Source organism: Nocardia tenerifensis NBRC 101015, from assembly GCF_000308715.1.
Taxonomy (GTDB): Bacteria; Actinomycetota; Actinomycetes; order Mycobacteriales; family Mycobacteriaceae; genus Nocardia; species Nocardia tenerifensis.
Genome location: NZ_BAGH01000327.1, coordinates 1 through 20977 on the forward strand (window position 1 = coordinate 1; position 20977 = coordinate 20977).

The 20977-nt window shown below is 70.0% G+C and carries 20 protein-coding genes; 9 read left to right on the forward strand and 11 right to left on the reverse strand.

The window, feature by feature from the left end:
- The 6 genes from ON39_RS26185 to ON39_RS26210 all read left to right on the forward strand — a co-directional run.
- Positions 1-298, forward strand: a 298-nt coding sequence (locus ON39_RS26185; RefSeq protein ID WP_040738408.1) for a DUF5691 domain-containing protein, incomplete at its 5' end; no start/stop codon positions are given.
- A gap of 2 nt (positions 299-300) precedes the next feature.
- On the forward strand, positions 301-1395 hold the full coding sequence (locus ON39_RS26190) for an ATP-binding protein (RefSeq protein ID WP_040738409.1): 1095 nt from the start codon (positions 301-303) through the stop codon (positions 1393-1395).
- Positions 1396-1429: 34 nt separating this feature from the next.
- Positions 1430-3835, forward strand: a complete 2406-nt coding sequence (locus ON39_RS26195; RefSeq protein WP_051187104.1) for a DUF5682 family protein — start codon at positions 1430-1432, stop codon at positions 3833-3835.
- Entirely contained in the window at positions 3832-5013 is a 1182-nt protein-coding gene (locus tag ON39_RS26200; RefSeq protein ID WP_373283738.1) for a VWA domain-containing protein, read from the forward strand. The genes ON39_RS26195 and ON39_RS26200 overlap by 4 nt, the downstream gene beginning before the upstream one ends.
- Positions 5014-5067: 54 nt before the next feature.
- Positions 5068-5295: a type II toxin-antitoxin system VapB family antitoxin gene (locus ON39_RS26205; protein ID WP_040738412.1), complete on the forward strand. Its 228-nt coding sequence runs from the start codon at positions 5068-5070 to the stop codon at positions 5293-5295.
- The gene (locus tag ON39_RS26210) at positions 5292-5699 is read left to right on the forward strand and encodes a PIN domain-containing protein (RefSeq protein WP_040738413.1); all 408 of its coding nucleotides are present in this window, start codon (positions 5292-5294) and stop codon (positions 5697-5699) included. The genes ON39_RS26205 and ON39_RS26210 overlap by 4 nt, the downstream gene beginning before the upstream one ends.
- Positions 5700-5715: 16 nt before the next feature.
- Here ON39_RS26210 and ON39_RS26215 read toward each other — a convergent pair whose 3' ends face one another.
- The 4 genes from ON39_RS26215 to ON39_RS26230 form a co-directional block, all read right to left on the reverse strand.
- Positions 5716-6552 carry a phosphatase PAP2 family protein gene (locus ON39_RS26215; RefSeq protein WP_083894698.1) on the reverse strand — a complete coding sequence of 279 codons (837 nt, stop codon included), beginning with the start codon at positions 6550-6552 and terminating at the stop codon, positions 5716-5718.
- Positions 6553-6837: 285 nt separating this feature from the next.
- Positions 6838-9366 carry an ABC transporter permease gene (locus tag ON39_RS26220; protein WP_040738414.1) on the reverse strand — a complete coding sequence of 843 codons (2529 nt, stop codon included), beginning with the start codon at positions 9364-9366 and terminating at the stop codon, positions 6838-6840.
- Positions 9366-10142, reverse strand: a complete 777-nt coding sequence (locus ON39_RS26225) for an ABC transporter ATP-binding protein (protein ID WP_051187106.1) — start codon at positions 10140-10142, stop codon at positions 9366-9368. The genes ON39_RS26220 and ON39_RS26225 overlap by 1 nt, the downstream gene beginning before the upstream one ends.
- Positions 10143-10223: 81 nt before the next feature.
- The gene (locus ON39_RS26230) at positions 10224-10661 is read right to left on the reverse strand and encodes a MarR family winged helix-turn-helix transcriptional regulator (RefSeq protein ID WP_051187108.1); all 438 of its coding nucleotides are present in this window, start codon (positions 10659-10661) and stop codon (positions 10224-10226) included.
- Between the two features lie 54 nt (positions 10662-10715).
- On the opposite strand from ON39_RS26230, the gene ON39_RS26235 reads away from it, so the two are divergent.
- The 3 genes from ON39_RS26235 to fmdA all read left to right on the forward strand — a co-directional run bounded on the left by ON39_RS26235 (position 10716) and on the right by fmdA (position 13444).
- A complete protein-coding gene (locus ON39_RS26235) occupies positions 10716-11798 on the forward strand; it encodes a substrate-binding domain-containing protein (protein WP_246002787.1) in 1083 nt (360 codons plus the stop codon).
- A gap of 103 nt (positions 11799-11901) precedes the next feature.
- Entirely contained in the window at positions 11902-12177 is a 276-nt protein-coding gene (locus tag ON39_RS26240) for an FmdB family zinc ribbon protein (protein WP_040738415.1), read from the forward strand.
- A 13-nt stretch (positions 12178-12190) separates the two neighbouring features.
- Positions 12191-13444 carry a formamidase gene (gene fmdA, locus ON39_RS26245; protein ID WP_040738416.1) on the forward strand — a complete coding sequence of 418 codons (1254 nt, stop codon included), beginning with the start codon at positions 12191-12193 and terminating at the stop codon, positions 13442-13444.
- Positions 13445-13559: 115 nt separating this feature from the next.
- Here fmdA and ON39_RS26250 read toward each other — a convergent pair whose 3' ends face one another.
- The 7 genes from ON39_RS26250 to ON39_RS26280 all read right to left on the reverse strand — a co-directional run.
- The gene (locus ON39_RS26250; RefSeq protein WP_146251045.1) at positions 13560-13961 is read right to left on the reverse strand and encodes a hypothetical protein; all 402 of its coding nucleotides are present in this window, start codon (positions 13959-13961) and stop codon (positions 13560-13562) included.
- 459 nt (positions 13962-14420) lie between these two features.
- On the reverse strand, positions 14421-15347 hold the full coding sequence (locus tag ON39_RS26255; protein WP_040738418.1) for a hydroxymethylglutaryl-CoA lyase-like TIM-barrel protein: 927 nt from the start codon (positions 15345-15347) through the stop codon (positions 14421-14423).
- Between the two features lie 151 nt (positions 15348-15498).
- Positions 15499-16716, reverse strand: coding sequence for a CaiB/BaiF CoA transferase family protein (locus ON39_RS26260; protein WP_040738419.1), 1218 nt, complete (start codon positions 16714-16716; stop codon positions 15499-15501).
- A gap of 102 nt (positions 16717-16818) precedes the next feature.
- Entirely contained in the window at positions 16819-17748 is a 930-nt protein-coding gene (locus ON39_RS26265; protein WP_040738420.1) for a TauD/TfdA dioxygenase family protein, read from the reverse strand.
- 103 nt (positions 17749-17851) lie between these two features.
- Entirely contained in the window at positions 17852-18748 is an 897-nt protein-coding gene (locus ON39_RS26270) for a glycosyltransferase family 2 protein (protein WP_040738421.1), read from the reverse strand.
- Between the two features lie 4 nt (positions 18749-18752).
- On the reverse strand, positions 18753-19637 hold the full coding sequence (locus tag ON39_RS26275) for a glycosyltransferase family 2 protein (RefSeq protein WP_040738422.1): 885 nt from the start codon (positions 19635-19637) through the stop codon (positions 18753-18755).
- Between the two features lie 215 nt (positions 19638-19852).
- Positions 19853-20977: aldehyde dehydrogenase family protein (locus tag ON39_RS26280; RefSeq protein ID WP_040738427.1), on the reverse strand; the 1125-nt coding region annotated here is incomplete at its 5' end.

Sequence of the window (20977 nt, forward strand, 5' to 3'; positions counted from 1 at the left end):
GATCGAGGCGCTGCTGCCCGCGATGGGCCACCCGTGGCCCGAACCCCTTGCGCAGCACCTGATCCTGCTGCTGTTCGAACGCGCCCGCGCGGCGGCCCGCCGCCCCGAGGCGCACGGCAATACCCCGAACGCGCACCGCTCGCTGCTGTCCGCGGCGTCGGCGCACCTGCCCGTCACCGCCGCGAGCGCCGCCGCCGTGGTCGCGCGTCGATGCGGCGACCCCGCCTGGGAGCGAGCCTTCGATCAGCTCGCCCACGACCTCAACCACCGCTCGATGATGCTCGAGGAGTTGCAGTGACCATGACCGACGTGACGACCGACCTGCTGCGTCCACACGCCGAACAGGCCTACGCCGACGAACTGCGCGCCCTCGCGGCCGCCGACGAACGCCCGCGCCCGCCGTCCTGGCGGCTCTCGCCCTGGGCGGTGGTCACCTACCTGCTCGGCGGCACCCTGGACGACGGCACCGTGATCAGCCCCAAGTACGTCGGCCCGCGCCGGCTCATGGAGGTGGCGGTCGCGACGCTGGCGACCGACCGGGCGCTGCTGCTGCTCGGCGTGCCGGGAACCGCCAAAACCTGGGTGTCGGAACACCTTTCGGCCGCCATCTGCGGGGAGTCGACCCTGCTCGTGCAGGGCACCTCGGGCACCGCGGAGGAGGCCATCCGGTACGGCTGGAACTACGCGCGGCTGCTCGCCGAGGGCCCGAGCGAGGGCGCGCTGGTGCCCTCGCCGGTGATGACCGCGATGCGCACGGGCTCGATCGCCCGGATCGAGGAGCTCACCCGCATCCCGTCCGACGTGCAGGACGCGCTGATCACCGTGCTCTCGGAGAAGACGCTGCCGGTGCCGGAGCTCGGCCTGGAGGTGCAGGCGGCCAAGGGTTTCAACGTGATCGCCACCGCCAACGACCGCGACCGCGGCGTGAACGAACTCTCCTCCGCGCTGCGCAGGCGCTTCAACACCGTGGTGCTGCCGCTGCCGGCCAGCGAGGACGAGGAGGTCGCGATCGTCAGCCGGCGCGTCGAACAGCTCGGCGCCTCGCTGGAGCTGCCCCAGGTGCCCGCCGCGGCCGAGGAGGTGCGCCGGGTGGTGCGCGTCTTCCGGGAACTGCGCTCCGGCATCACCGCGGACGGGCGCACCAAGCTCAAGTCGCCGTCGGGCACGCTCTCCACGGCCGAGGCCATCTCGGTCATCACCAACGGGATCGCGCTGTCGGTGCACTTCGGCGACGGGGTTTTGCGGGCCGCCGACATCGCAGGGGCCGTCCTGGGTTCGGTGATCAAGGACCCCGTGGCCGACGCCGTGGTGTGGACCGAGTACCTGGAAGCCGTTGTGCGCGAACGCCCGGAGTGGTCCGACTTCTACCGGGCCTGCCGCGAGGTCTCCGGGTGAGCGCCGGGGTCAGCGACGGGCAGGGGGTGCGATCTTGACATCGTCACAGAATGGCCGGGCCGCCGCCTCGGCCTCCGACGCGCCGCGGACCCGCGTGTTCGGCATCCGTCACCACGGGCCCGGTTCCGCGAGATCGCTGCGGTCGGCGCTGGCGGAGTTCCGGCCGGACGCCATCCTCATCGAGGGGCCCGCGGACGCCGATCCGCTGGTCGCCTATGTCGCGGCCGAGGGGATGGCGCCGCCGGTCGCGCTGCTCGCCTACGTGCCGGACGCACCGGCCAAGGCGGCGTTCTGGCCGTACGCGGTGTTCTCGCCGGAGTGGCAGGCGCTGCGGTACGCCGTGGAAAACGCTGTGCCCGTTCGGTTCTGCGATCTTCCCGCGACCATGGTGCTCGCCGCCGAGGAGGAGCCGGGCGACCGGTTCGATCCGCTGACCGAGCTCGCGGCGGCGGGCGGCTACGACGACGCGGAGCGGTGGTGGGACGCGGTCGTCGAATCCACGCCCGACGCAACGGCTTTCGACGCGATCACCGAGGCGATGGGCGCTCTGCGCGAGTCCGCGACGATCTCGGCCGAGCCCATCGGCACGGGCCATGATACCGAAGGCGAAGTCGGAGAAGAGGATTCGACCGCGCCGAGGATCGATCTCCGCCCCGACGCGGAAGATCCGACAGCGGGAACCAATACCGTCGCGGAGGCCACCTCCGACGTCCCCGACCTGGAGCCGATCCGGCTCGAGCCCCTCCGCATCGACGCGCACACCCTGCGGCGCGAGGCCTACATGCGGCAGACGATGCGCAAGGCGTTGAAGGACGGGGCCGTTCGGCTCGCGGTCGTGTGCGGCGCCTGGCACGCGCCCGCGCTCACCGGCAAGCTCGGGCCCGCGGCCGCCGACACCAGGCTGCTGAAGGGGCTTCCGAAGACCAAGGCCACGCTCACCTGGGTGCCGTGGACGCATTCGCGGCTGTCCACCGGCTCCGGCTACGGCGCGGGCATCACCTCGCCCGGCTGGTACCACCACCTGTTCACCGAGACCGAGCGGCCGATCGCCCGCTGGCTCACCCGGGTGGCCGGGGTGCTGCGCGCCCACGATCTGCCGGTGTCGAGCGCGCACATCATCGAGGCCGTGCGCCTCGCCGACACCCTCGCCGCCATGCGTGACCGCCCACTGGCCGGATTGTCCGAGGTCACCGAGGCCACCCGGGCGGTGATGTGCGCGGGCGACGAGACGATGCTGCGGCTGGTCGTCAAGGAACTCGTCATCGGCGAGGCGCTCGGCACCGTGCCGGAGGGCACGCCGACCGTCCCGCTCGACGCCGATCTGCGCGCCAGGATCCGCACGCTGCGGATGAAACAGGAGGCGCTGTCCCGGGTCGTCGACCTCGACCTGCGTAAGGAACGCGAGGTCGAGCGGTCTCGCCTGCTGCACCGGCTGCGCGTGCTCGACATCCCCTGGGGCACGCTCACCACCGGCGAGGTGCGCAGCACGGGCACCTTCCGGGAGACCTGGACGCTGGAGTGGCGGCCGGAGTACGCGATCTCGATCATCGAGGCGTCCCGCTGGGGCACCACCGTCCGCACCGCCGCCGAGGCGAAGATCCTCGACACGGCGAGCCGCGAGGACAGCACCGTCGGCGAGCTGTCCGCGGCGCTCGAGGTCGCGCTGCTCGCCGATCTCGGCGGCGCCACCGACGGATTGATCACCAGGCTGGAGTCGGCCGCCGCGCTGGACCACGACATCACCCACCTGCTCGCCGCGCTGCCCGGCCTGATCAGAACGCTGCGTTACGGCGATGTCCGAGGCACCGACACCAAGGCGCTCGCGCACGTCGCCGACGGCCTGCTCGTGCGCGTCTGCGCCGGCCTGCCCGCGGCGGTGACCGGCCTGGACACCGACGCCGCCACCGAGCTGCGCACCCTGATCGACGCGGCGCACACCGCCGTCCACACCCGCGACGACGGCTGGGCCACCGGTGAATGGCTCGGCGCACTGGGCAAGCTCGCCGACCGAGACGACGTGCACGGCGCCCTGGTCGGCCGCGCCGTCCGGCTGCTCTGCGACGCGGGCCGCATCGACGAGACCGACTCCGCCCGTAGGCTTTCCGCCGCCCTCTCGGTCGGCAACACCGCCGCGGCGAAGGCGGCCTGGGTCGACGGCTTCCTCGGCGGCCGCGGGCTGCTGCTGGTGCACGACCGAGAGTTGCTGCGGCTCATCGACGATTGGCTGCGCGCGCTGCGCGAGGACCAGTTCGTCGAGACGCTTCCGCTGCTGCGCCGGACCTTCGGCGCCTTCGAGTCGGGCGAGCGCCGAGCCATCGGCCGGGCGGTGCGCGAGGGCGGCGGCGCCACCCCGCACGCCGACGCCGACGGCGATTACGACCTCGCGCGCGGCGCCGTCGCGATGCGCACCGCCGCGGAGATCTTCGGGATTCCGGCATGAACACACCAGGGGACGCGATGGACGAGGTCGAGGAAACACAGGCGCGGCGTTGGCGTTTGGTGCTCGGCGCCGCCGCCGAGGAGGGGCTGGGCGGACTCGGCTCGGCCGACGACGTGGCGATGGACCGGGCGCTGTCGGCGCTGTACAACGACGACGAGCGAGCCTCCGGCAAGCGCTCCGGCGGGCTGGAGGGCTCCGCGCCCCGGGTGGCGCGCTGGCTCGGCGACATCCGCAACTACTTTCCCTCGACCGTCGTCGAGGTGATGCAGCGCGACGCCGTGCAACGGCTGAACCTCACCCAGCTGCTGCTCGAGCCGGAACTGCTCGAGGCCGTGGAGCCCGACGTGCACCTGGTCGGCACCCTGCTGAGCCTGAACCGGGTGATGCCCGAGACCACCAAGGCCACCGCGCGACTGGTGGTGGAGAAGGTCGTGCGCGAGATCGAGCAGCGCATCGCCGCGCACACCGTGGCCGCGGTCTCCGGCGCGTTGAACCGGGCCGCGCGCGTCTCCCGGCCGCGGCTGCGCGATATCGACTGGGATCGCACCATCCGCAAGAACCTGGCCAACTACCTGCCCGACCATCGCACCGTGGTGCCCGAGCGGCTGGTCGGCTACGGGCGCAAAGCCCAAGCGGTGCAACGCGATGTCGTGCTCGCCATCGACCAGTCCGGCTCGATGGCCGCCAGCGTCGTCTACGCCTCCGTCTTCGGCGCCGTGCTGGCCTCCATGCGCTCGCTGAAGACCTCGCTGGTCGTCTTCGACACCGAGATCGTCGACCTCACCGACAAACTCGACGACCCGGTCGACGTCCTGTTCGGCACCCAGCTCGGCGGCGGCACCGACATCAACCGCGCCATCGCCTACTCGCAGACCCTCATCACCCGGCCGGCCGACTCCCTGTTCGTCCTCATCTCCGACCTCTACGAGGGCGGGGTCCGCACCGAGATGCTGCGCCGCGTCAACGCGATGAAAGAGGCCGGCGTCCAGGTGGTCGTCTTGCTCGCCCTCTCCGACGAGGGCGCCCCCGCCTTCGACCACGACAACGCCGCCGCCCTGGCCGCCCTCGGCGTCCCCGCCTTCGCCTGCACCCCCGACAAATTCCCCGCCCTGCTGGCCGTCGCCCTCGACCGCGGCGACCTGCAAACCTGGGCGAACGCCAATTCGAGCCAGAGGTGATGTTGGTCATGTATCCTTCGATGTACATCACCAACATCGACATCGAGGTGAGCCATGACGGTGACGCAGATCGATCTGGACGACGACGCGCTCGAGCGGACCATGGCTCTGTCCGGCGTCCGCACGAAGAAGGAGGCGGTCAATCTAGCCCTCCGCTTCTACGCCGAACAGCAGGAACGTGCGGGCCTGGTACGCAAGCACTTCGAGCGCGCCCGCACCTGGGGTGCCGTGACCGACGCCGAACAACGGCATCTCGCCGAGAAAGCGGTTCGCGATCGGTGATCTATCTCCTGGACACCTCCGGGCTGGTCCGCCTGCTCGCGGACCCGGCCGTTCAGGCGGCATGGGAGCAGGCCATCGTCGCCCGGACGGTCGGGTCCTGCTACGTCCAGCGCTCGGAGTTCCTCTACAGCGCCCGCGACGCGCACGAGTTCGATGAACTCAACGAGATGTTCGCCGACCTCTACCCCAATGTCGCGGTGCCCAAGCAGGCCGGCACGTGGATCAACGCCACGCAGCACCGCCTGTCTCGACTCGGTCAGCATCGCAGCGCCTCCGCCGTGGACCTCCTCATCGCCGCCACAGCCGCCCATCACGGACTGACCGTCCTCCACGACGACAACGACTTCCGAACCGTGGCCAAGCACGCGACAGACCTGACCGAACACAACATCCGCGACTACTAGGGCCCACCCAGCCGAACTAACCCGCGACGGTCGAGAGGTGGGGTTTCGGGGGTACCGGGCCCATGGTGCCCCAGGCGGTGGCTGTGGTCGGTACGAGCTTTGGGTGCAGTAGGGCGGAGAGGGCCAGTAGGGCGACGGCGACTATGACGTCGAGCCAGTAGTGATTGCCGGTGCCTACGACGATCAGCGTGGTCAGGACCGGGTGGATCAGTGCGAGCCAGCGCCAGGGCGTGCTGGTCGCGGCGACTATGGCGAAGGCGAGCAGCAGTGCCCAGCCGACGTGCAGGGAGGGCATGGCGGCGAATTGGTTGGACAGGCCGCCGGACTCGGCCGAGCCGTAGACGGATTGACCGTGTACGGCGGCGAGATCGACGAAGCCGAGGTCGGGCAGCATGCGCGGCGGCGCGAGCGGGACGAGCACGTGGACGACCAGCGCGGCGGCGGTCAGCGCCACCATCAGATTTCGTGTCCAGCGATAGTGCTCGGGGCGAAATATCCACAGCCACAGCAGCACCGCGACCGCGACGGTGAAATGCGCTGTGGCGTAATAGAAGTTGGCGGGCACGGCGAAGGAGTCGTGGTGCACGAAGACCGACTGCAGCGTCGTCTCCTCGGGCAGCCACAACCGGTCCTCCAGGCCGAGCAGGCCACGGGCGTTGCCGAACGCGCGCACCCGGTCGTCGGCGGTGAACATCCGCCCGACGCGATACCCGAGATAGAGCACGGTGATCAGCGCGAGCTGCCGGACCGCCTCGCGGCCGCGACCCTGCACGGCCGCCCGTAATCGCTCGACGAATCCGCCCGGAGCGAATTCGAGACCCACATCCGGCCCGCCAAGGCCCACAGCCACCATTGCCCGCGGCCTCCTTCCCCGTTGAACCAGGCCGATCCCGGCAATTAAGCGGAGCTACATCCTCCGTTTAACTTAGCACCACTCCCTCGCCGACTTCAGCCCGATGTGACGCGAGAGACACATCGGTTCGAGCGCCGCCCAAAGCCGCGGCGGCCCAGGCGAATCCACTGGACGCGTCACAGAAAACGCGAATACGGCGACGTGATCGAGCGTCGTGCACGCCATTGCCATGGAACGAGAACGGCGGGCCCCGAAAGCTCTCGGGGCCCGCCGGACAAGGGCGCGCTACAGGTCGGCGATCGCCGCCAAGGGCGGTGTTCGCGCCGCCCGCACACCGGGCCACAAGGCAGCCAGCACCCCCACCACCGCCGAACTCACCAGCACCAGCACCAGTTGCGACCACGGAACGGCGATCTGGTCGAGCCCCAGATCGCGCAACGTCCGCAGGAATCCCACCCCGAGCCCCAGCCCGAGCAGCATGCCGACGATCGCGCCGAAGACGGCGATGAGCATGGACTCCAGATAGATGGTCCGGCGGACCTGCGCGCGTTGCATGCCGACCGCGCGCAGCATGCCGATCTCGCGACGCCGCTCCACCACCGACAGCGCCAGCGTGTTGACGATGCCGAGGATGGCGATCACCACCGCGAGCGCGAGCAGTCCGTACAGGATGGCGAGCAAGGTGTTGATCTGCCTGCCCTGCGCGCCCTTGAACTCCTCCCGATCCTGCACCTGGACCACCGGGAACGGCTCGACCACCTTCTCCAGATCGGCGCGCATCTCGGCGAGGTTCGCGCCGGGCTGGGCCTTGACCAGCACGACGATATTCCGCTGTAGGTTGACCGGCACCACCTCCCGGTACACGGCGGGCGACACCACCACCGCGCCGAGCAGCGGGGTCTTGCGATAGATGCCGGTGACGGTGAGCGGAACCTTCTTGCCGTCGAAGCTGGTCGGCGTGACCTGCTGCCCGACCCGCCAGCCGCGCTTCGTGGCCTCGTCCTCGGACACCAGCATGTCCCGATCGCCGAGAGTCCCACTGCCACGCAGTATTTCGTAGTTCAATGCCCGATCGAGCGGCCCGTCCGGCGAGGTGCCACCGATCTGGTCGTCACCGAGCTGGAAGCCGACGCCGCGAATGCCGACCACATCGGCCACGCCCGGCACGGACTTGCGGACCGAGTCCGCCACACTGAAGGGCACGCCGACGAATTGCTGTGTCGCGAGCACGTATTCGGACTTCACGCCCTTGTCGACCAGCACGCCGACGCTCGCCTTGGCCGAGGCGCCGAGCATGCCGATGGCGGTCACCAGCATCAGCCCGAGCGTGAGCGCGAAAGCCGTTGCGGCGGTGCGGCGCGGGTTCCGCGCGGCATTGTTGCGCGCCATCCGGCCGATCGGGCCGAACGGGCGGGTCAGCACCCCGAGCCCGCCGACCACCGGCCGGGAGAGCGCGGGCGCGGCGAGCAGCACCGCGAGGATCAGCGCGAGCGCACCGATGCCGACGGTGAGCGCCGCGTCGCCGCCGGTGGATTGCGCGCCGAGGTAGACGAGCACCACGCCGGCCACCGCGAGCACCGCGCCGAGCCAGGTGCGCATCCGCAAAGAGTCACCGGCCGAGGCGAATTCCTCGCGCATCGCCTCCACGGGCGGGATCTTCGCCGCCCGGCGGGCGGGTGCGTACGCGCTGAGCACCGTCACGGCCAGGCCGACCAGCAGCCCGACCACGATGGTGCGCGGCAGCACCGTCATCGATCCGGTGGGCAGTCCGAGGTCGAACGCGTTGAGCACCGCCGACAATCCGAACGCCAACCCGACGCCGCCCGCCAATCCTATTGCGCTGCCGACCAATCCGATGACGAACGCCTCCGCGACCACGGACCGCCCGACCTGCTGCCGGCTCGCCCCGACGGCGCGCAGCAGCGCGAGTTCGCGCAGGCGCTGGGCGACGATCATCGAGAAGGTGTTGTAGATGATGAACGTCCCGACGATCAGCGCGATCGCGCCGAACGCGAGCAGGAAGTAGTTGATGAAGTTGAGCGCGTTGGAGACTTCCTTCTTCAGGTCCGCGCGCACCTGATCGCCGTTCTGCACCTTGAGGTTCGGCAGTTCCTTGGCGAGGTTGTCGCGCAGTTGGTCGCCGGGTATGCCGGTGGCCGCGATGTCGACGTAGGCGACGTGCAGCCCGTCGGTGAACAGCTTGCGCGCCTGCACGTCGTCGAACAGCACACCGATGAAACCGCCGGTGTCCGAGGGCACTTCGTAGATGCCGGTGAGGGTCACGTCGAGCGGGTTGCCCTGCGAGGGGACGAGCACCTTGGTGTGCTCGCCGATCTTCACCCCGGCCCGTTCGGCGCCGCCGACATTCAGCGCGATCTCACCCGGTTTCGAGGGCGGCACGCCCTCGACGAACTTGTTCGGCTCGGCGACCGCGCGCTCCGGCGGCAGATAGGACTGGCCGAAGGTGGGCGCGCCGCCGGTCTGGATCGCCTTCTTCCCGTCCGGCGTCAGCAGCACCACGACGCCGTTCACGCTCGGCGCGGCCGTGCGCACCCCGGGATACTTCTGTAGCTGGTCGACGATATTGTTCGGAACCCCCTGCGCCTGGCGCTCTTTCGGGCTCACCCGGACATCGACGCCCTTCGCCTGGCCGGCGAAGATCCCGTCGAACGTGCGCTGCAGCGTGTCGGTGAACACGAACGACCCCGCGATGAACGCGGTGCCGAGCACCACCGACAAGAGTGTGAGCGCGAGCCGCACCTTGTGTGCGGCGAGATTGCGCAAGGCGACCTTGCGCATCGGACTGCCCGCCATCACGCCTGCTCCAGCGCCTTCATCCGGTCGAGGACGGTATCGGAGGTCGGATCCCGCATCTTGTCCACGATCCGGCCGTCGGCCAGGAACACGACCCGGTCGGCGAATCCGGCGGCGTGCGGCTCGTGCGTGACGATCACCACGGTCTGCCCGAACTCGTCCACCGCGGCCCGCAGGATCGACAGCACCTCCTCGGAGGATTTCGAGTCGAGGTTGCCGGTGGGCTCGTCACCGAAGATGATCTCCGGCTTGCCCGCCAGCGCCCGCGCGCACGCCACCCGCTGCTGCTGTCCGCCGGACAGCTCGCTCGGCCGGTGGGTGAGCCGGTCGGTGAGGCCGAGCCGTTTGAGCACGGTGTCGAGCCAGTCCTGGTCCGGCTTGCGGCCGGCGATGTCGAGCGGCAGCGTGATGTTCTCCAGCGCGGTCAACGTCGGCACCAGGTTGAAAGCCTGGAACACGAAGCCGATCCGGTCGCGCCGCAGCCGGGTCATCTGCTTGTCGGACAGGCCGGCGAGGTCGGTGTCGCCGACCCGGACGGTGCCGCTGCTCGCGCTGTCGAGTCCGGCCAGGCAGTGCATGAGGGTCGACTTGCCGGATCCGGAGGGACCCATGATCGCCGTGAACTCCCCCTTCGCGAACTCGGTCGACACCCCGTCCAGCGCGCGGACCTGCGTATCTCCCGAGCCGTAGACCTTGACCAGGTCGATAGCGCGGGCCGCGACGTCGGCCGGGACCGCCACGTCGGTGGCGTCGGCGCCCAAAGCTTGCGAAGTCATGCACACCAGTCTTACCGCGATCGTGCGCGCGCGCCATCAGGGAATTCCCCGACGCCTCCGGTATCGATGCGCGCGGGCGGATTACGTGGTAATGGATTCCGCGTGCAGTTGGTCGACCAGGCCGGCCAACGTCTTGGCCAGCCGGGTGTTGCGCGTGGCGAGCACGTCGAGGCCGCTCGCGCCGACCGCGCGGTTCATGGCCTGGTAGGCGGCCAGCCCGCGACGGGTCGGGAACACCAGCACCCGGCGGCGATCGGTGTCGTCGACCTTGCGGTGCACCAGGTTGTCGGCGATCATCCCGTCGATCAGGCGAGTCAGGTTCGCGCCGGTGAGCAGGGTCGCCTCCGCGAGGTGCGACATCGGGTGGCCCGCGCCGTCCACCACCGCCGCGAGCGCGTGCCAGCGTGCGACGGAGTGCTCGCCGAGGGTGGCCGAGATGGCCCGGTCGAGTTCCTGGGAAGCCCTGCGCACAAGCCGCGCCAACTCCGCCAAGGCGGCGGGAGCGGTGCTATGGTCCACCTCAGTACTATATCCAACCCCGTTTCGTTAGAATGCACCTGGAAATGTGCGGTGGTGATTCCATTGTCTTGCTACGGTTTTCGTCGCGCCACGGTGGACATCGCGCTCGTGGTGCCGCTGAGCGGGTCGGCGGGCATGTTCGGCCCCTCCTGTGAGGCCTGCGCCGCGCTCGCCGTCGCGGATATCAACGCCGCGGGCGGAATTCTCGATCGGCAGGTCCGGCTGCATCCGGTGGACGCGGGCGCGCCGCTGCCCGTGCTGGCCGCGACGATCGACCGCATGGTCGGCACCGGCATGGTCGACGGTGTGGTGGGCTGGCATCTGTCCAACGCGCGCAAGGTGATCACGCCGCACACGGCGGGCCGGGTGCCCTACGTCTACACCACGTTCTACGAGGGCGGCGAGGACTCCGACGGCGTGTACATGGTCGGCGAGACGCCGGAGCAGCAGCTGTTCCCGGCGCTGCGCTGGCTGCGCGCCGAACACGGCATCCGCCGCTGGTGCGTCGTCGGCAACGACTATGTGTGGCCGAGGGAGACCGCAAGGGCCGCAGTCGAATTCATGGCGGGCACCGACCTCGAGATCGTCGGCCAGAGCTTCGTCCCGCTCGGCGGGCGCGACTTCCGGCAGTCGCTCGACCTCATCCACCGCTCGCCCGCGCAGGGCGTGCTGCTGTTCATGGTCGGCGCGGACTGCGCCGCGTTCAACAACGCCTTCGCCGAGGCGGGCCTCGACGGCGACCGGCTCCGGCTGAGCATGATGATCGGCGAGGACGTGCTGTACGCGGGCGGCGCCGACAGCACGCGGGGATTGTTCACGGCCAGTGGCTATTTCGAGAGCGTCGTGTCGGCGGCCGGGATGGACTTCGGCGCGCGCTACCTGCGCGAGTTCGGCCCGGCCGCGCCCGCGCTGAACAACATCGGCGAATCCTGTTACGAGGGACTATTGCTGTTCGCCTCGCTGGTCGAGTCGGCCCGCAGCCTCGACCTGCGCGCCATCGAACGCAGCGCGCCACGGGTCAGCTACGGCGGCCCGCGCGGGGAGGTGCGGGTGCGCGGCGCGCACACGACCCAGCCGGTCTATCTGGCCGACGCCGACGCGCTCGAGTTCAGCGTGCTCGCAGAACTCGACTCCTGAATCTCGAAACACGAACGTTACCGCGCGGTTTCGCTGCGGCGACCAGCACGGGTTTGTATCGTCGTCACACGAAACATATTCATATGAAAATAATGAGGTCCCCGTGCCCCTCTACTGGTTCCACTGCCGCGCCTGCGGCGGCTTCGATCTCGCCTTTGCGATGGCCGACGTGCCCGCCGCCGCACCGTGCCCGGACTGCGCGTCGAGCAGCAAGCGGCAGTTCGGCGTCGCGGCGTTGATCCGGCCGGGCTCGGCCGCCACCCGGCTGATCGACGCGACCGAACGCACGGCGAGTGAGCCGTCGGTCGTGGCCGCCCCGCCGCGCAGGCCCGTTCCGGTGACGCGAAACCCATTGCATCGCAAGCTTCCCCGCCCCTGAGAGAGGAACCGCCATGCCCGAGTTAGTCTTTCCGCTCGACTCCGCCAAGCGATTCACCGAGCAGCGCCTGATGGGCCACAACCGGTGGCACCCCGACATTCCCGCGGCGGTGACCGTCAAGCCCGGCGCCGAGTTCCGGGTGCACGTGCGCGACTGGCTCGACGGCGCCATCCACAACGACGACTCCGCCGAGGACGTGCTCAACGCGCCGCTCGACGCCGCGCACCGCCTGTCCGGCCCGTTCGCCGTCGAGGGCGCGCAACCCGGCGACCTGCTCATCGTCGACATTCTCGACCTCGGCCCGCTCCCCCAGGAGGATTCGGGCCCGCTCGCCGGACAGGGCTGGGGCTACACCGGCGTCTTCGCCACCGACAACGGCGGCGGTTTCCTCACCGAGCACTTCCCCGACGCGTACAAGGCGATCTGGGACTTCAGCGGACAGACCACCACCTCCCGCCACGTTCCCGGGGTGAAGTTCACTGGCATCACCCATCCCGGACTGATGGGCACCGCGCCGTCGGCCGCGCTGCTGCGTAAGTGGAACGCGCGGGAAGAGGCGCTCATCGCGACCGATCCGCAGCGGGTGCCGCCGCTGGCGCTGCCGCCCGAACCGCGCGACGCCATCCTCGGCACGCTCTCCGGCGCCGAGTTCGACCGGGTCGCCGCCGAGGCCGCGCGCACCGTGCCGCCGCGCGAGAACGGCGGCAACCAGGACATCAAGAACCTCACTCGCGGCAGCAGGGTGTTCTACCCGGTGTTCGTCGACGGCGCGCACCTCTCGGTCGGCGACCTGCACTTCTCCCAGGGCGACGGCGAGATCACCTTCTGCGGCGCGATCGAGATGGGCGGGTTCATCGACCTGCGGGTCGATCTGATCAAGAACGGCATGGAGCTCTACGGCGTCGCCGAGCACGCCATCTTCCTGCCGGGCAATACGGGTCCGAATTACTCGGAGTACCTTGCCTTTTCGGGAACGTCGGTGACCCTCGGCGGCGAGCAGCGCTACCTCGACTCACAACTGGCCTTCGAACGCGCCTGCCTGCATGCCATCGACTACCTCACCAAGTTCGGCTACACCCCCGAGCAGGCCTACCTGCTCCTCGGCGCCGCGCCCATCGAGGGCCGCTTCTCCGGCGTGGTCGACATCCCCAATTCCTGTGCCACCGTATACATCCCCACCGCCATCTTCGACTTTCCCATAGTCCCGACGGCGGCGGGCCCCGCCCGGATCGACCCCGGCGCAGGCGCTCCCCGCGCCGGCCGCTGACAGCGCCCCCGGGAAACAGCGAATCCGACCCCGAGATGGCCGGGGTCGGATCGAATGTCGGTGAGTCAGCCGAGGCGCTCGGGTGGACAGGGCGCCGAGCGCCTCGAGTGGCGGACTACTTCGCGGTGCTGCTGCCCGCGAGCAGCGCCGTGAGGAACGCGTTGATCGCCGCGCCGGAGCCGTCGGCGGAGCCGGTGCCCGAGCCGGTCAGCGGCGCACCCACGCCACCGTTCGCCGAGCCGGTGTACGGCGGCTTCTGGGTCGCGGCCGAACCGGTGCCCGAACCCGTCAGCGGCTCGCCCACGGTGCCGTTGGCGGAACCGGTGTACGGCGGCTTCTGGGTGGCGGCCGAGCCGGTGCCCGAGCCCGTCAGGGGCTCACCCACGGTGCCGTTGGCGGAGCCGGTGTACGGCGGGGTCTGAGTGGCGGCGGAGCCGGTGCCCGAACCGGTGAGCGGCGGCGCGGCGACCGCGAGACCCGCACCGGCGACGGCGATGGAGGCCGCGGTGACGGCCACGAAACCGAATGTACGAATCTTCTTCAAAGACTTTCCCTTCAGAGAACAGCCGCACTCCCTCGGTGTCGGCCCGCTACAGATACCACGGAAAGGGAACGTTTTCGCGTCGTCTCCTGAACGCATGACCAACATTGTGGTAACTGATAATTTGCCTATCGGCGACGAGCGAATCGCGGAAATCGCTCGACCCTTTGTCGCGCAACCCTTTCCGTTCGGCACATGTTTGCCGGAAAGTCAGCTTTTCTCGCCCACGGCGAATGAATGGCTATCACGTGATATGGAACACACAATCGCGTCGCCGTCGCGACTGTGCCTGGTCAATGATGTCGAGCACACCACGTCCCCGTACTCCCGTGCCGCAGAACGGCATGCGCCTCACACCGAGCGAAAACTCCGAGGAACATTCACCGATCCGTCGACTCCCCCGTACCGCACTGAAGGCCAACCGCTGCTGAGTATTTACCCAGCGACCCGCGCGCTAACCCACTCGAAAGCAACGGCTTTGGAACGCACGCCCTCCGCGGCGCGAGATCTATTCGGCTCGCCGAGTTCGGCGAGTAAGTCCTCGGACAGCTCGACCAACGCCGCGAGGGTGGCCGGGGTGAACCACTCGGGGCGCGTCGCGAACAGAATGTCCTCGGTCGAGGTGTTGCCGCTGGCGCCGGGCGCGAAGGGGCAGCCGCCGAGTCCACCGAGCGACCCGTCGACCATCGTCGCGCCCGAGGCGATGGCGGCCAGGGTGTTGCCGACGCCCATCCCCCACGTGTCGTGTCCGTGAAAGACGATGCGGCGCGGCGGAGTTCGCGTATGCACGGCGGACACCAGCGCGGCGACCGCACCGGGGTGGGCCTGGCCGAGGGTGTCGGCGAGCACGATGTCCTCGGCTCCCGCCGTACGTGGGTCGTTGGCGATGGCGAGCACCCGTTCCGGATCCACCGGCCCGTCGAACGGGCAGGTGAAGCTGGTGGCCAGGCACAACTGGATCGAGCCGCCCGCCGCCTCGGCCAGCCGGACCGCGTCGGGCATGGCCGCCACGCTGTCCTCGGTGGTCCGGCCGATATTGGCCTTGTTGTGCGCGTCGGAGACCGAGAAGCAGTACTGGAAGTTGCGCACGCCCGCCTCGGCCGCCTTCTCGACGTGCCGCGGCGTCGCCACCCACACCCAACAGCGTTGCCGCTCTTCGGGTGTCAGCGCGGCGATGAGCTCCATCGTGTTCGCCATCGGCGGCACCAGGTCGGGGCGGGCCATGGAGCCGATCTCCAAGGCGGGCACGCCGAGCGCGAGCAGCCTGCGGACGATGTCCGCCTTCCGCTCGACCGGCAGCGCCTTTCCGGTGAGCTGCAACCCGTCTCGCAGCGTCACGTCGCGCAGGACCGCCGCGGTCATCGCTCGTCCCGCTCCTGCCGAGGCGCGCACATCACGCCGCCCCAGGGCTTTTCGTGCACGCCGGCGGGGTTCGGGTGCACCGTCGGCCGGGTGAACCCCGGCGACCGGATATCGCGGGGGCCGCGCCCCGGCGGACGCCTGCGGTCTTGTCTCATTTCGCCTCCAAGGCGTCGATCTCGCTGTCGCTCATGCCGAGTAGCCCGGACAACACCTCGCGGGTGTGCGCACCGAGGTCGGGTCCGATGGAGCGGATGGGCAGGGACTGCTCGCCGATCACCGGGACGATCCCGGGGAAGCCGACCGTCTTCGGTTCCGCCGCACCGACATCCACCGAGAACGGCTGAATCATATTGCGCGCCTTGTATTGCTCGTCGGCGACGATGTCGGCCGCGGTGTAGATGGGGCCGCACGGAATGCCCGCCGCCTCGAGGATCTTCAGCGCTTCGGCGCGGGTGTGCTGAATCGTCCACTCGCCGATCGCCCGATCGAGGCGTTCGTGGTGCCGCCAGCGGCCCGCGTTGTCGCGCAGTTCCGGGTCGGCGGCCAGGTCGGGGCGGCCGATCACCTGCATGTAGCGCTGGAAGATGGCGTCGCCGTTGCCGCCGATGATGATGCTGAGGCCGTCGGCGCACGGATAGGCGTTGCTCGGGGCGATGCCCTCGACGAGGCCGCCGACGCGCTCGCGGTTGATGCCGTACGCGAGATAGTCGGGGACCAGGGACTCCATCACCGAGAGGATCGTCTCGTTGAGCGCGACGTCGATCACGCGCTCCCGCAACGGAATCGGCGTCTCGTCCGGCTTGCGCTCGCGCTGGAAGAGGGCCATCACGGTACCGAAGGCGGCGTAGACGCCCGCGATCGAGTCGCCGATGGACACCCCCGTGCGCACCGGCGGCCGGTCCGGCTCACCCATGAGTTCCCGTAGCCCGCCGACCGCCTCCGCGACGGCGGCGAAGCCGGGCCGCGACGCGTGCGGCCCGGTCTGGCCGTAGCCGGAGATCCTGGTGATCACCAGGATCGGGTTCGCCTCGTTGAGCACCTCCGGCCCGAGCCCCCATTTCTCCAGGATGCCGGGGCGGAAGTTCTCCAGGAGGACATCACATCTACGGATCAGGTCGAGCACGACGGCGCGACCCGCCTCGCTGCGCAGATCCAGCGTGATCGACTTCTTGTTCCGGTTGACGGTGCGGTAGAGCATGGAGGTGTCGCCGCCGTAGAGCCGCCAGTTGCGCAACTCGTCTCCGGCCTTGGGCCGCTCCACCTTGATCACCTCGGCGCCGAAGTCGCCGAGGATGCGCCCGGCGGTCGGCGCGGCAATGTAATTGCCCAGCTCCAGGACGCGAACACCGTCCAGCGGCCGAATACTCATCGCACCAGTGTCTCAGGGGCGCCCACGGCGGCCGACGACGACACCTCGCTGCCCGCGCGAACCGGCCGCCGCGTGCGATCGGCCGAGTCGCCCGGGCCCGGTTCAGGAGGCCAGCGGCTGCGGCTCCTCGATGATCGAGTAGTGCTCGGCGTCGCCCGCGATGCTGGTGCTCGCGACGCCGTCGACGCCGACCGGCACGTCGCCGGCCAGGGTGATCCTGGTGAGCTTGCGGGGCTGGTCGTCGTAGTCGTCGACGGCGTAGTGCTGGGTGGCGCGGTTGTCCCAGATCGCCACGTCGCCCGGCGCCCAGTTCCAGCGGGTGGTGTGCTCGAGGCGGGTCACCCGATCCTGGAAAAGGCGGTACAGCGTGTGGGATTCGGCGCTGGACAGGCCGACGAACTGCTTGACGAAGTGGCCGAGCAGCAGCGCCCGCTCGCCGGTCTCGGGGTGCACCCGGACCACCGGGTGTTCGGTCTCGAAGTAGGTGGACTCGAACTCGGCGCGGTAGGCCTGGGTGTTCGGGCGCAGGGGCTCCACGTTGCGGGCCGCGTAGTCGTACACGTTGGTGTGCACGGCGCGCAGGTTCTCCGCGAGCAGCTTCAGCGAGGCGGGCAGCGACTCGTAGGCCGCCACGGTGGAGGCCCAGGTGGTCGACCCGCCGTAGGCCGGCAGGTGCACCGCGCGCAGGATCGACGCCTTCGGCACGCGATCGACGAAGGTGACGTCGGTGTGCCAGCTGTTGGCGCGGCCGTGCTCGGAGTCGATGGCCAGGCTCTTCACGCCGTGCGAGGTGACGGTCGGATGCGGGGTGGTCGGACTGCCCAGCAGCCGGGCGAACTCGTACTGCCCGTCCTCGTCCAGATGATTCTGCCCACGGAAGAAGATCACCTTGTGCTCCAGCAGCGCACGGCGGATCGCCTCGACGGTCACCACGTCCAGGTCGCCGCCGAGCCGGACATTGCCCACCACCGCGCCGATTCGAGCGCCGAGTTTGGTCACCGAGACGGTGCCGGATGCGTGTGCGACGGTCATGAGCTCACCTTGCTGTCGAAGCCGATTGATGCTCCCCGAGCAGACCATCGAAACACCCACCGCGACCAGGGTTTTCGTCGCCCTGATCGCAACGCAGGCGCGCTCAGCCGACGTAGCGACGCGCGCGCGAGTTGCGCTGCGACTCCTCCAGCAGGATCAGGCCTGCCTCGATGTGCAGCGGCACGACTTCGCGTTCGCGCAGGACCCACGGCAGTCCGCGGAGGGTGTCGAGGACCGCGCCCGCGGTGGTGCGGTCGGCCGGGGCGGAGCGGAGCACCGCGGCGGAGCGGCGGGCGGCGCTGCTCGCCGGGCGGCGTAACCACAAGGTCCACAGCGTATTTCGGATGCCGAGCCGCCGACGCTCGGTAGAGTCGCGCCGCCGGGACGGCGCGTGATGAATGATCATGTCCTCGATCCAGCACATCCACCAGCCGTGTGCGGCGAGGTCGAGCGCGAGCAGTTCCTCCTCGCCGCCGAACCACAGGCGCTCGGAGAAGCCGCCGACCTGGTCGAACGCGCTGACCCGGAAGGCGGACAGGCCCGCCATCACGCCGAGCAGAGCGGGGCCGGGCAGCCACGCGGGGCCGGGAATCGGCGAGTCGCGCATCTCCGGCGTGATCGGATCCTCGTGCAGGTCGGGCGCGACCAGGCAGCGCCCGGTCACCGAACCCAGGCTGGGGTACTCGTCGAGCAGGTCGGCGGCGCGCGTCAAAGCGCCCGGCTGCCACGTGGTGTCGTCGTCGCAGAAGGCCACGTAGGGGGTGCGCGCCCGCGCGACCGCGATATTGCGGGCCACCGCGCCGAGGTTGCTCCGCGATCGGATGAGCTGGACCGTGGGGAACGCCGCGGCGACCGCGTCGGCGGTGCCGTCGCTGGATCCGTTGTCCGCCAAGATGATCGGCGCGGCGTCCGGGAGCGCGGTCATGTGTGCGAGGGTACGGAGCAGTTGCTCGCGCCGGTCGCGGGTGATGATGACGACCGTTATTCGGTCCGTGTCCATCGCACTAGTTCCTTTCGTGGAGCAGTTCGAGCGTGCGCGCCGCACGCTCCACCTCCGGGGGCAGCCTGCGCCGCTGCGCCAGCGCCCACGGCAGGCGTGACACGAATCCCGCTGCGGCGGGCAATGTTCCGGGGTCGCGCAGTGCTCCGGCGAGCAGTTGCGTCGTCTCCGTGGCGCACCGCCGCAGCGGCCGGCGCATCCAGACGATCAACGCGTTGTTGCGCTGCTCGACCTGCCTGCGCCACGGCTGCGGTGGTCGCCGCGTCGAGGGGTGGTGGTGGGCGTGGACGTGCGCCACGTAGCAGAGGTGCCAGCCGCGGGTCGCGAGGTCGAGTGAGAGCAGTCGCTCCTCGGCCCCGAAATGCAGCAGCGAACTGAACCCGGCGACCTCCAGATACGCCTTCTTCCGGACGATCGCCGCGCACGCGAGGAAGCCGAGCACCAGCGGTCCGGGCAGGCCCGGCGGGTGGCCGAGCGGGCTGTTCGCCATCAGTTCGTTGACGGGGTCGTCGCGGGCGTCGGCGCCGACGAGCGTGCGGCCCGCGATGAGGCCGAGCCGGGGATGGGCGTCGAGCAACCGCTCGGCCGTGGGCAGCGCGTCGCCGGCCCACCAGGAGTCGTCGTCGCTGAAGGCGACGTACGGCGTCCGGGCCGCGGCGACGCCGATATTGCGGGCGGCCGCGCCGAGATTGCGGGGCAGCCGAATGATCTCGACTCCGCTGAAGGCCTCCGCCGCGCCGACGGTATCGTCGGTGGAGCCGTTGTCCACCAGCACAATCGGCGGGCGGGGGCGCAGGGCGCTCAATTCGGCCAGGGTGCGGGCCAATTCGGCGGCGCGGTTGCGAGTGGCGATGACGATGGTGGTCTTCGCCGTGGCCGCCGGGCTCACCTCGCCCGCTCGGCGAACGGTGCACCGAGCAGTTTTTCGGTCACCGCGCCGAAACGGAGTTTCGGGCCCCACACACAGCCGTGCGGTGTGTCGGCCGTGGTGAGCGCATCGCCCACTCGGCGCATTCTCGATGGATCCACGCCGGGCGCGGAGCCCGGCCAACCGGTAACAAGTACACGCATATCTCAGCACCTACTCGCTGCGGTCATGAGGAGTCAGGGGGCGGGACGCATGTGCACGACCTTGGTCTGACTCATCTCGTCCAATAGTTCCGGCCCGTAACCGAAGCCGCTTCCGCTGGCGCGCCGTGGGTGCGCCGCGCCACCGGGCGCGCCGCCGAATACGGCGTTGATCTTGACCGTGCCGACCGGCAGTTCCCGCCAGGCATCCTGTGCGTGGGCCATCGACGGCGTCAACACGGTTGCGGCGAGCCCGAATTCGTCGTCCGCCGCCTCCGCGAGGCCCTGTTCGAAGGTGTCCACCACCCGGACCGGCGCGACCGGACCGAAGGTCTCCGCGCGCATGATCAGCATGCTCGCCGCGCAGCCGGTCAACACCGTGGGCGGATAGTGCGCCCCCGCACCGTCGGGCACGAAACCGCCGGTCAGCAGGCTGGCTCCGTGATCGATCGCGTCGCACACGTGGGAATGCACGTGATCGCGGTGCCGCCGGTCGACCAGCGGCGCGGACTTCCACGCCTCGGCCGCCTCGACCAGTGCCGACAGAAAGTCCTCCGCGACCTCGCGGTGCACGTAGATCCGCTCGACGGAGACGCAGATCTGACCCGCGTTCGCGAACGCGCCGAGCGCCGCCTGGTCGGCGGCCCAGCGTGGGTCCACGCCCGCATCGACGACGAGCGCGTCGTTGCCGCCGTTCTCCAGCAGGGCCTTGGCGCCCGTCTCCGCAACGCTTTTCGCGATGGACCGGCCGGTCGCCGTGCTGCCGACATGCGCGACGACATCCACATCGCGGCGGCCGGCGAGCAGGGCGCCGACCCGTCCGTCGCCGTGCACCGTCTGCAGCACACCCTCGGGGAGCACCTCGGCGAGGAGCTGGCCGAGACGGTGACCCGTGTGCGGTGCGCGCTCGCTCGGCTTGTAGACGACCGAGTTCCCCGTCACCAGCGCGGCCCCTAGCAAACCGCAGGACACCGCGACCGGGTCGTTCCACGGCGTCAGCGCGACGACGACACCGCGCGGCTCCCACGCCATGAAGTCGGTGGCCTCGAAGTTGCCCTGGAGGCTCTTGCCGCGGTGCACCGGCCCGAGTTCGGCGTACTGCTCCAGCGTCGCAGCACCGGCCAGCACGCCCTCTCTACCCTCCGCCTTCGGGCGTCCGGT

Coding starts and splice junctions, on each gene's coding strand:
- ON39_RS26190 (WP_040738409.1), top strand. CDS start 301: ATGACCGACGTGACGACCGACCTGCTGCGTCCACACGCCGAACAGGCC.
- ON39_RS26200 (WP_373283738.1), top strand. CDS start 3,832: ATGAACACACCAGGGGACGCGATGGACGAGGTCGAGGAAACACAGGCG.
- ON39_RS26205 (WP_040738412.1), top strand. CDS start 5,068: ATGACGGTGACGCAGATCGATCTGGACGACGACGCGCTCGAGCGGACC.
- ON39_RS26215 (WP_083894698.1), bottom strand. CDS start 6,552: ATGGTGGCTGTGGGCCTTGGCGGGCCGGATGTGGGTCTCGAATTCGCT.
- ON39_RS26220 (WP_040738414.1), bottom strand. CDS start 9,366: ATGGCGGGCAGTCCGATGCGCAAGGTCGCCTTGCGCAATCTCGCCGCA.
- ON39_RS26225 (WP_051187106.1), bottom strand. CDS start 10,142: ATGACTTCGCAAGCTTTGGGCGCCGACGCCACCGACGTGGCGGTCCCG.
- fmdA (WP_040738416.1), top strand. CDS start 12,191: ATGCCCGAGTTAGTCTTTCCGCTCGACTCCGCCAAGCGATTCACCGAG.
- ON39_RS26255 (WP_040738418.1), bottom strand. CDS start 15,347: ATGACCGCGGCGGTCCTGCGCGACGTGACGCTGCGAGACGGGTTGCAG.
- ON39_RS26260 (WP_040738419.1), bottom strand. CDS start 16,716: ATGAGTATTCGGCCGCTGGACGGTGTTCGCGTCCTGGAGCTGGGCAAT.
- ON39_RS26265 (WP_040738420.1), bottom strand. CDS start 17,748: ATGACCGTCGCACACGCATCCGGCACCGTCTCGGTGACCAAACTCGGC.
- ON39_RS26270 (WP_040738421.1), bottom strand. CDS start 18,748: ATGGACACGGACCGAATAACGGTCGTCATCATCACCCGCGACCGGCGC.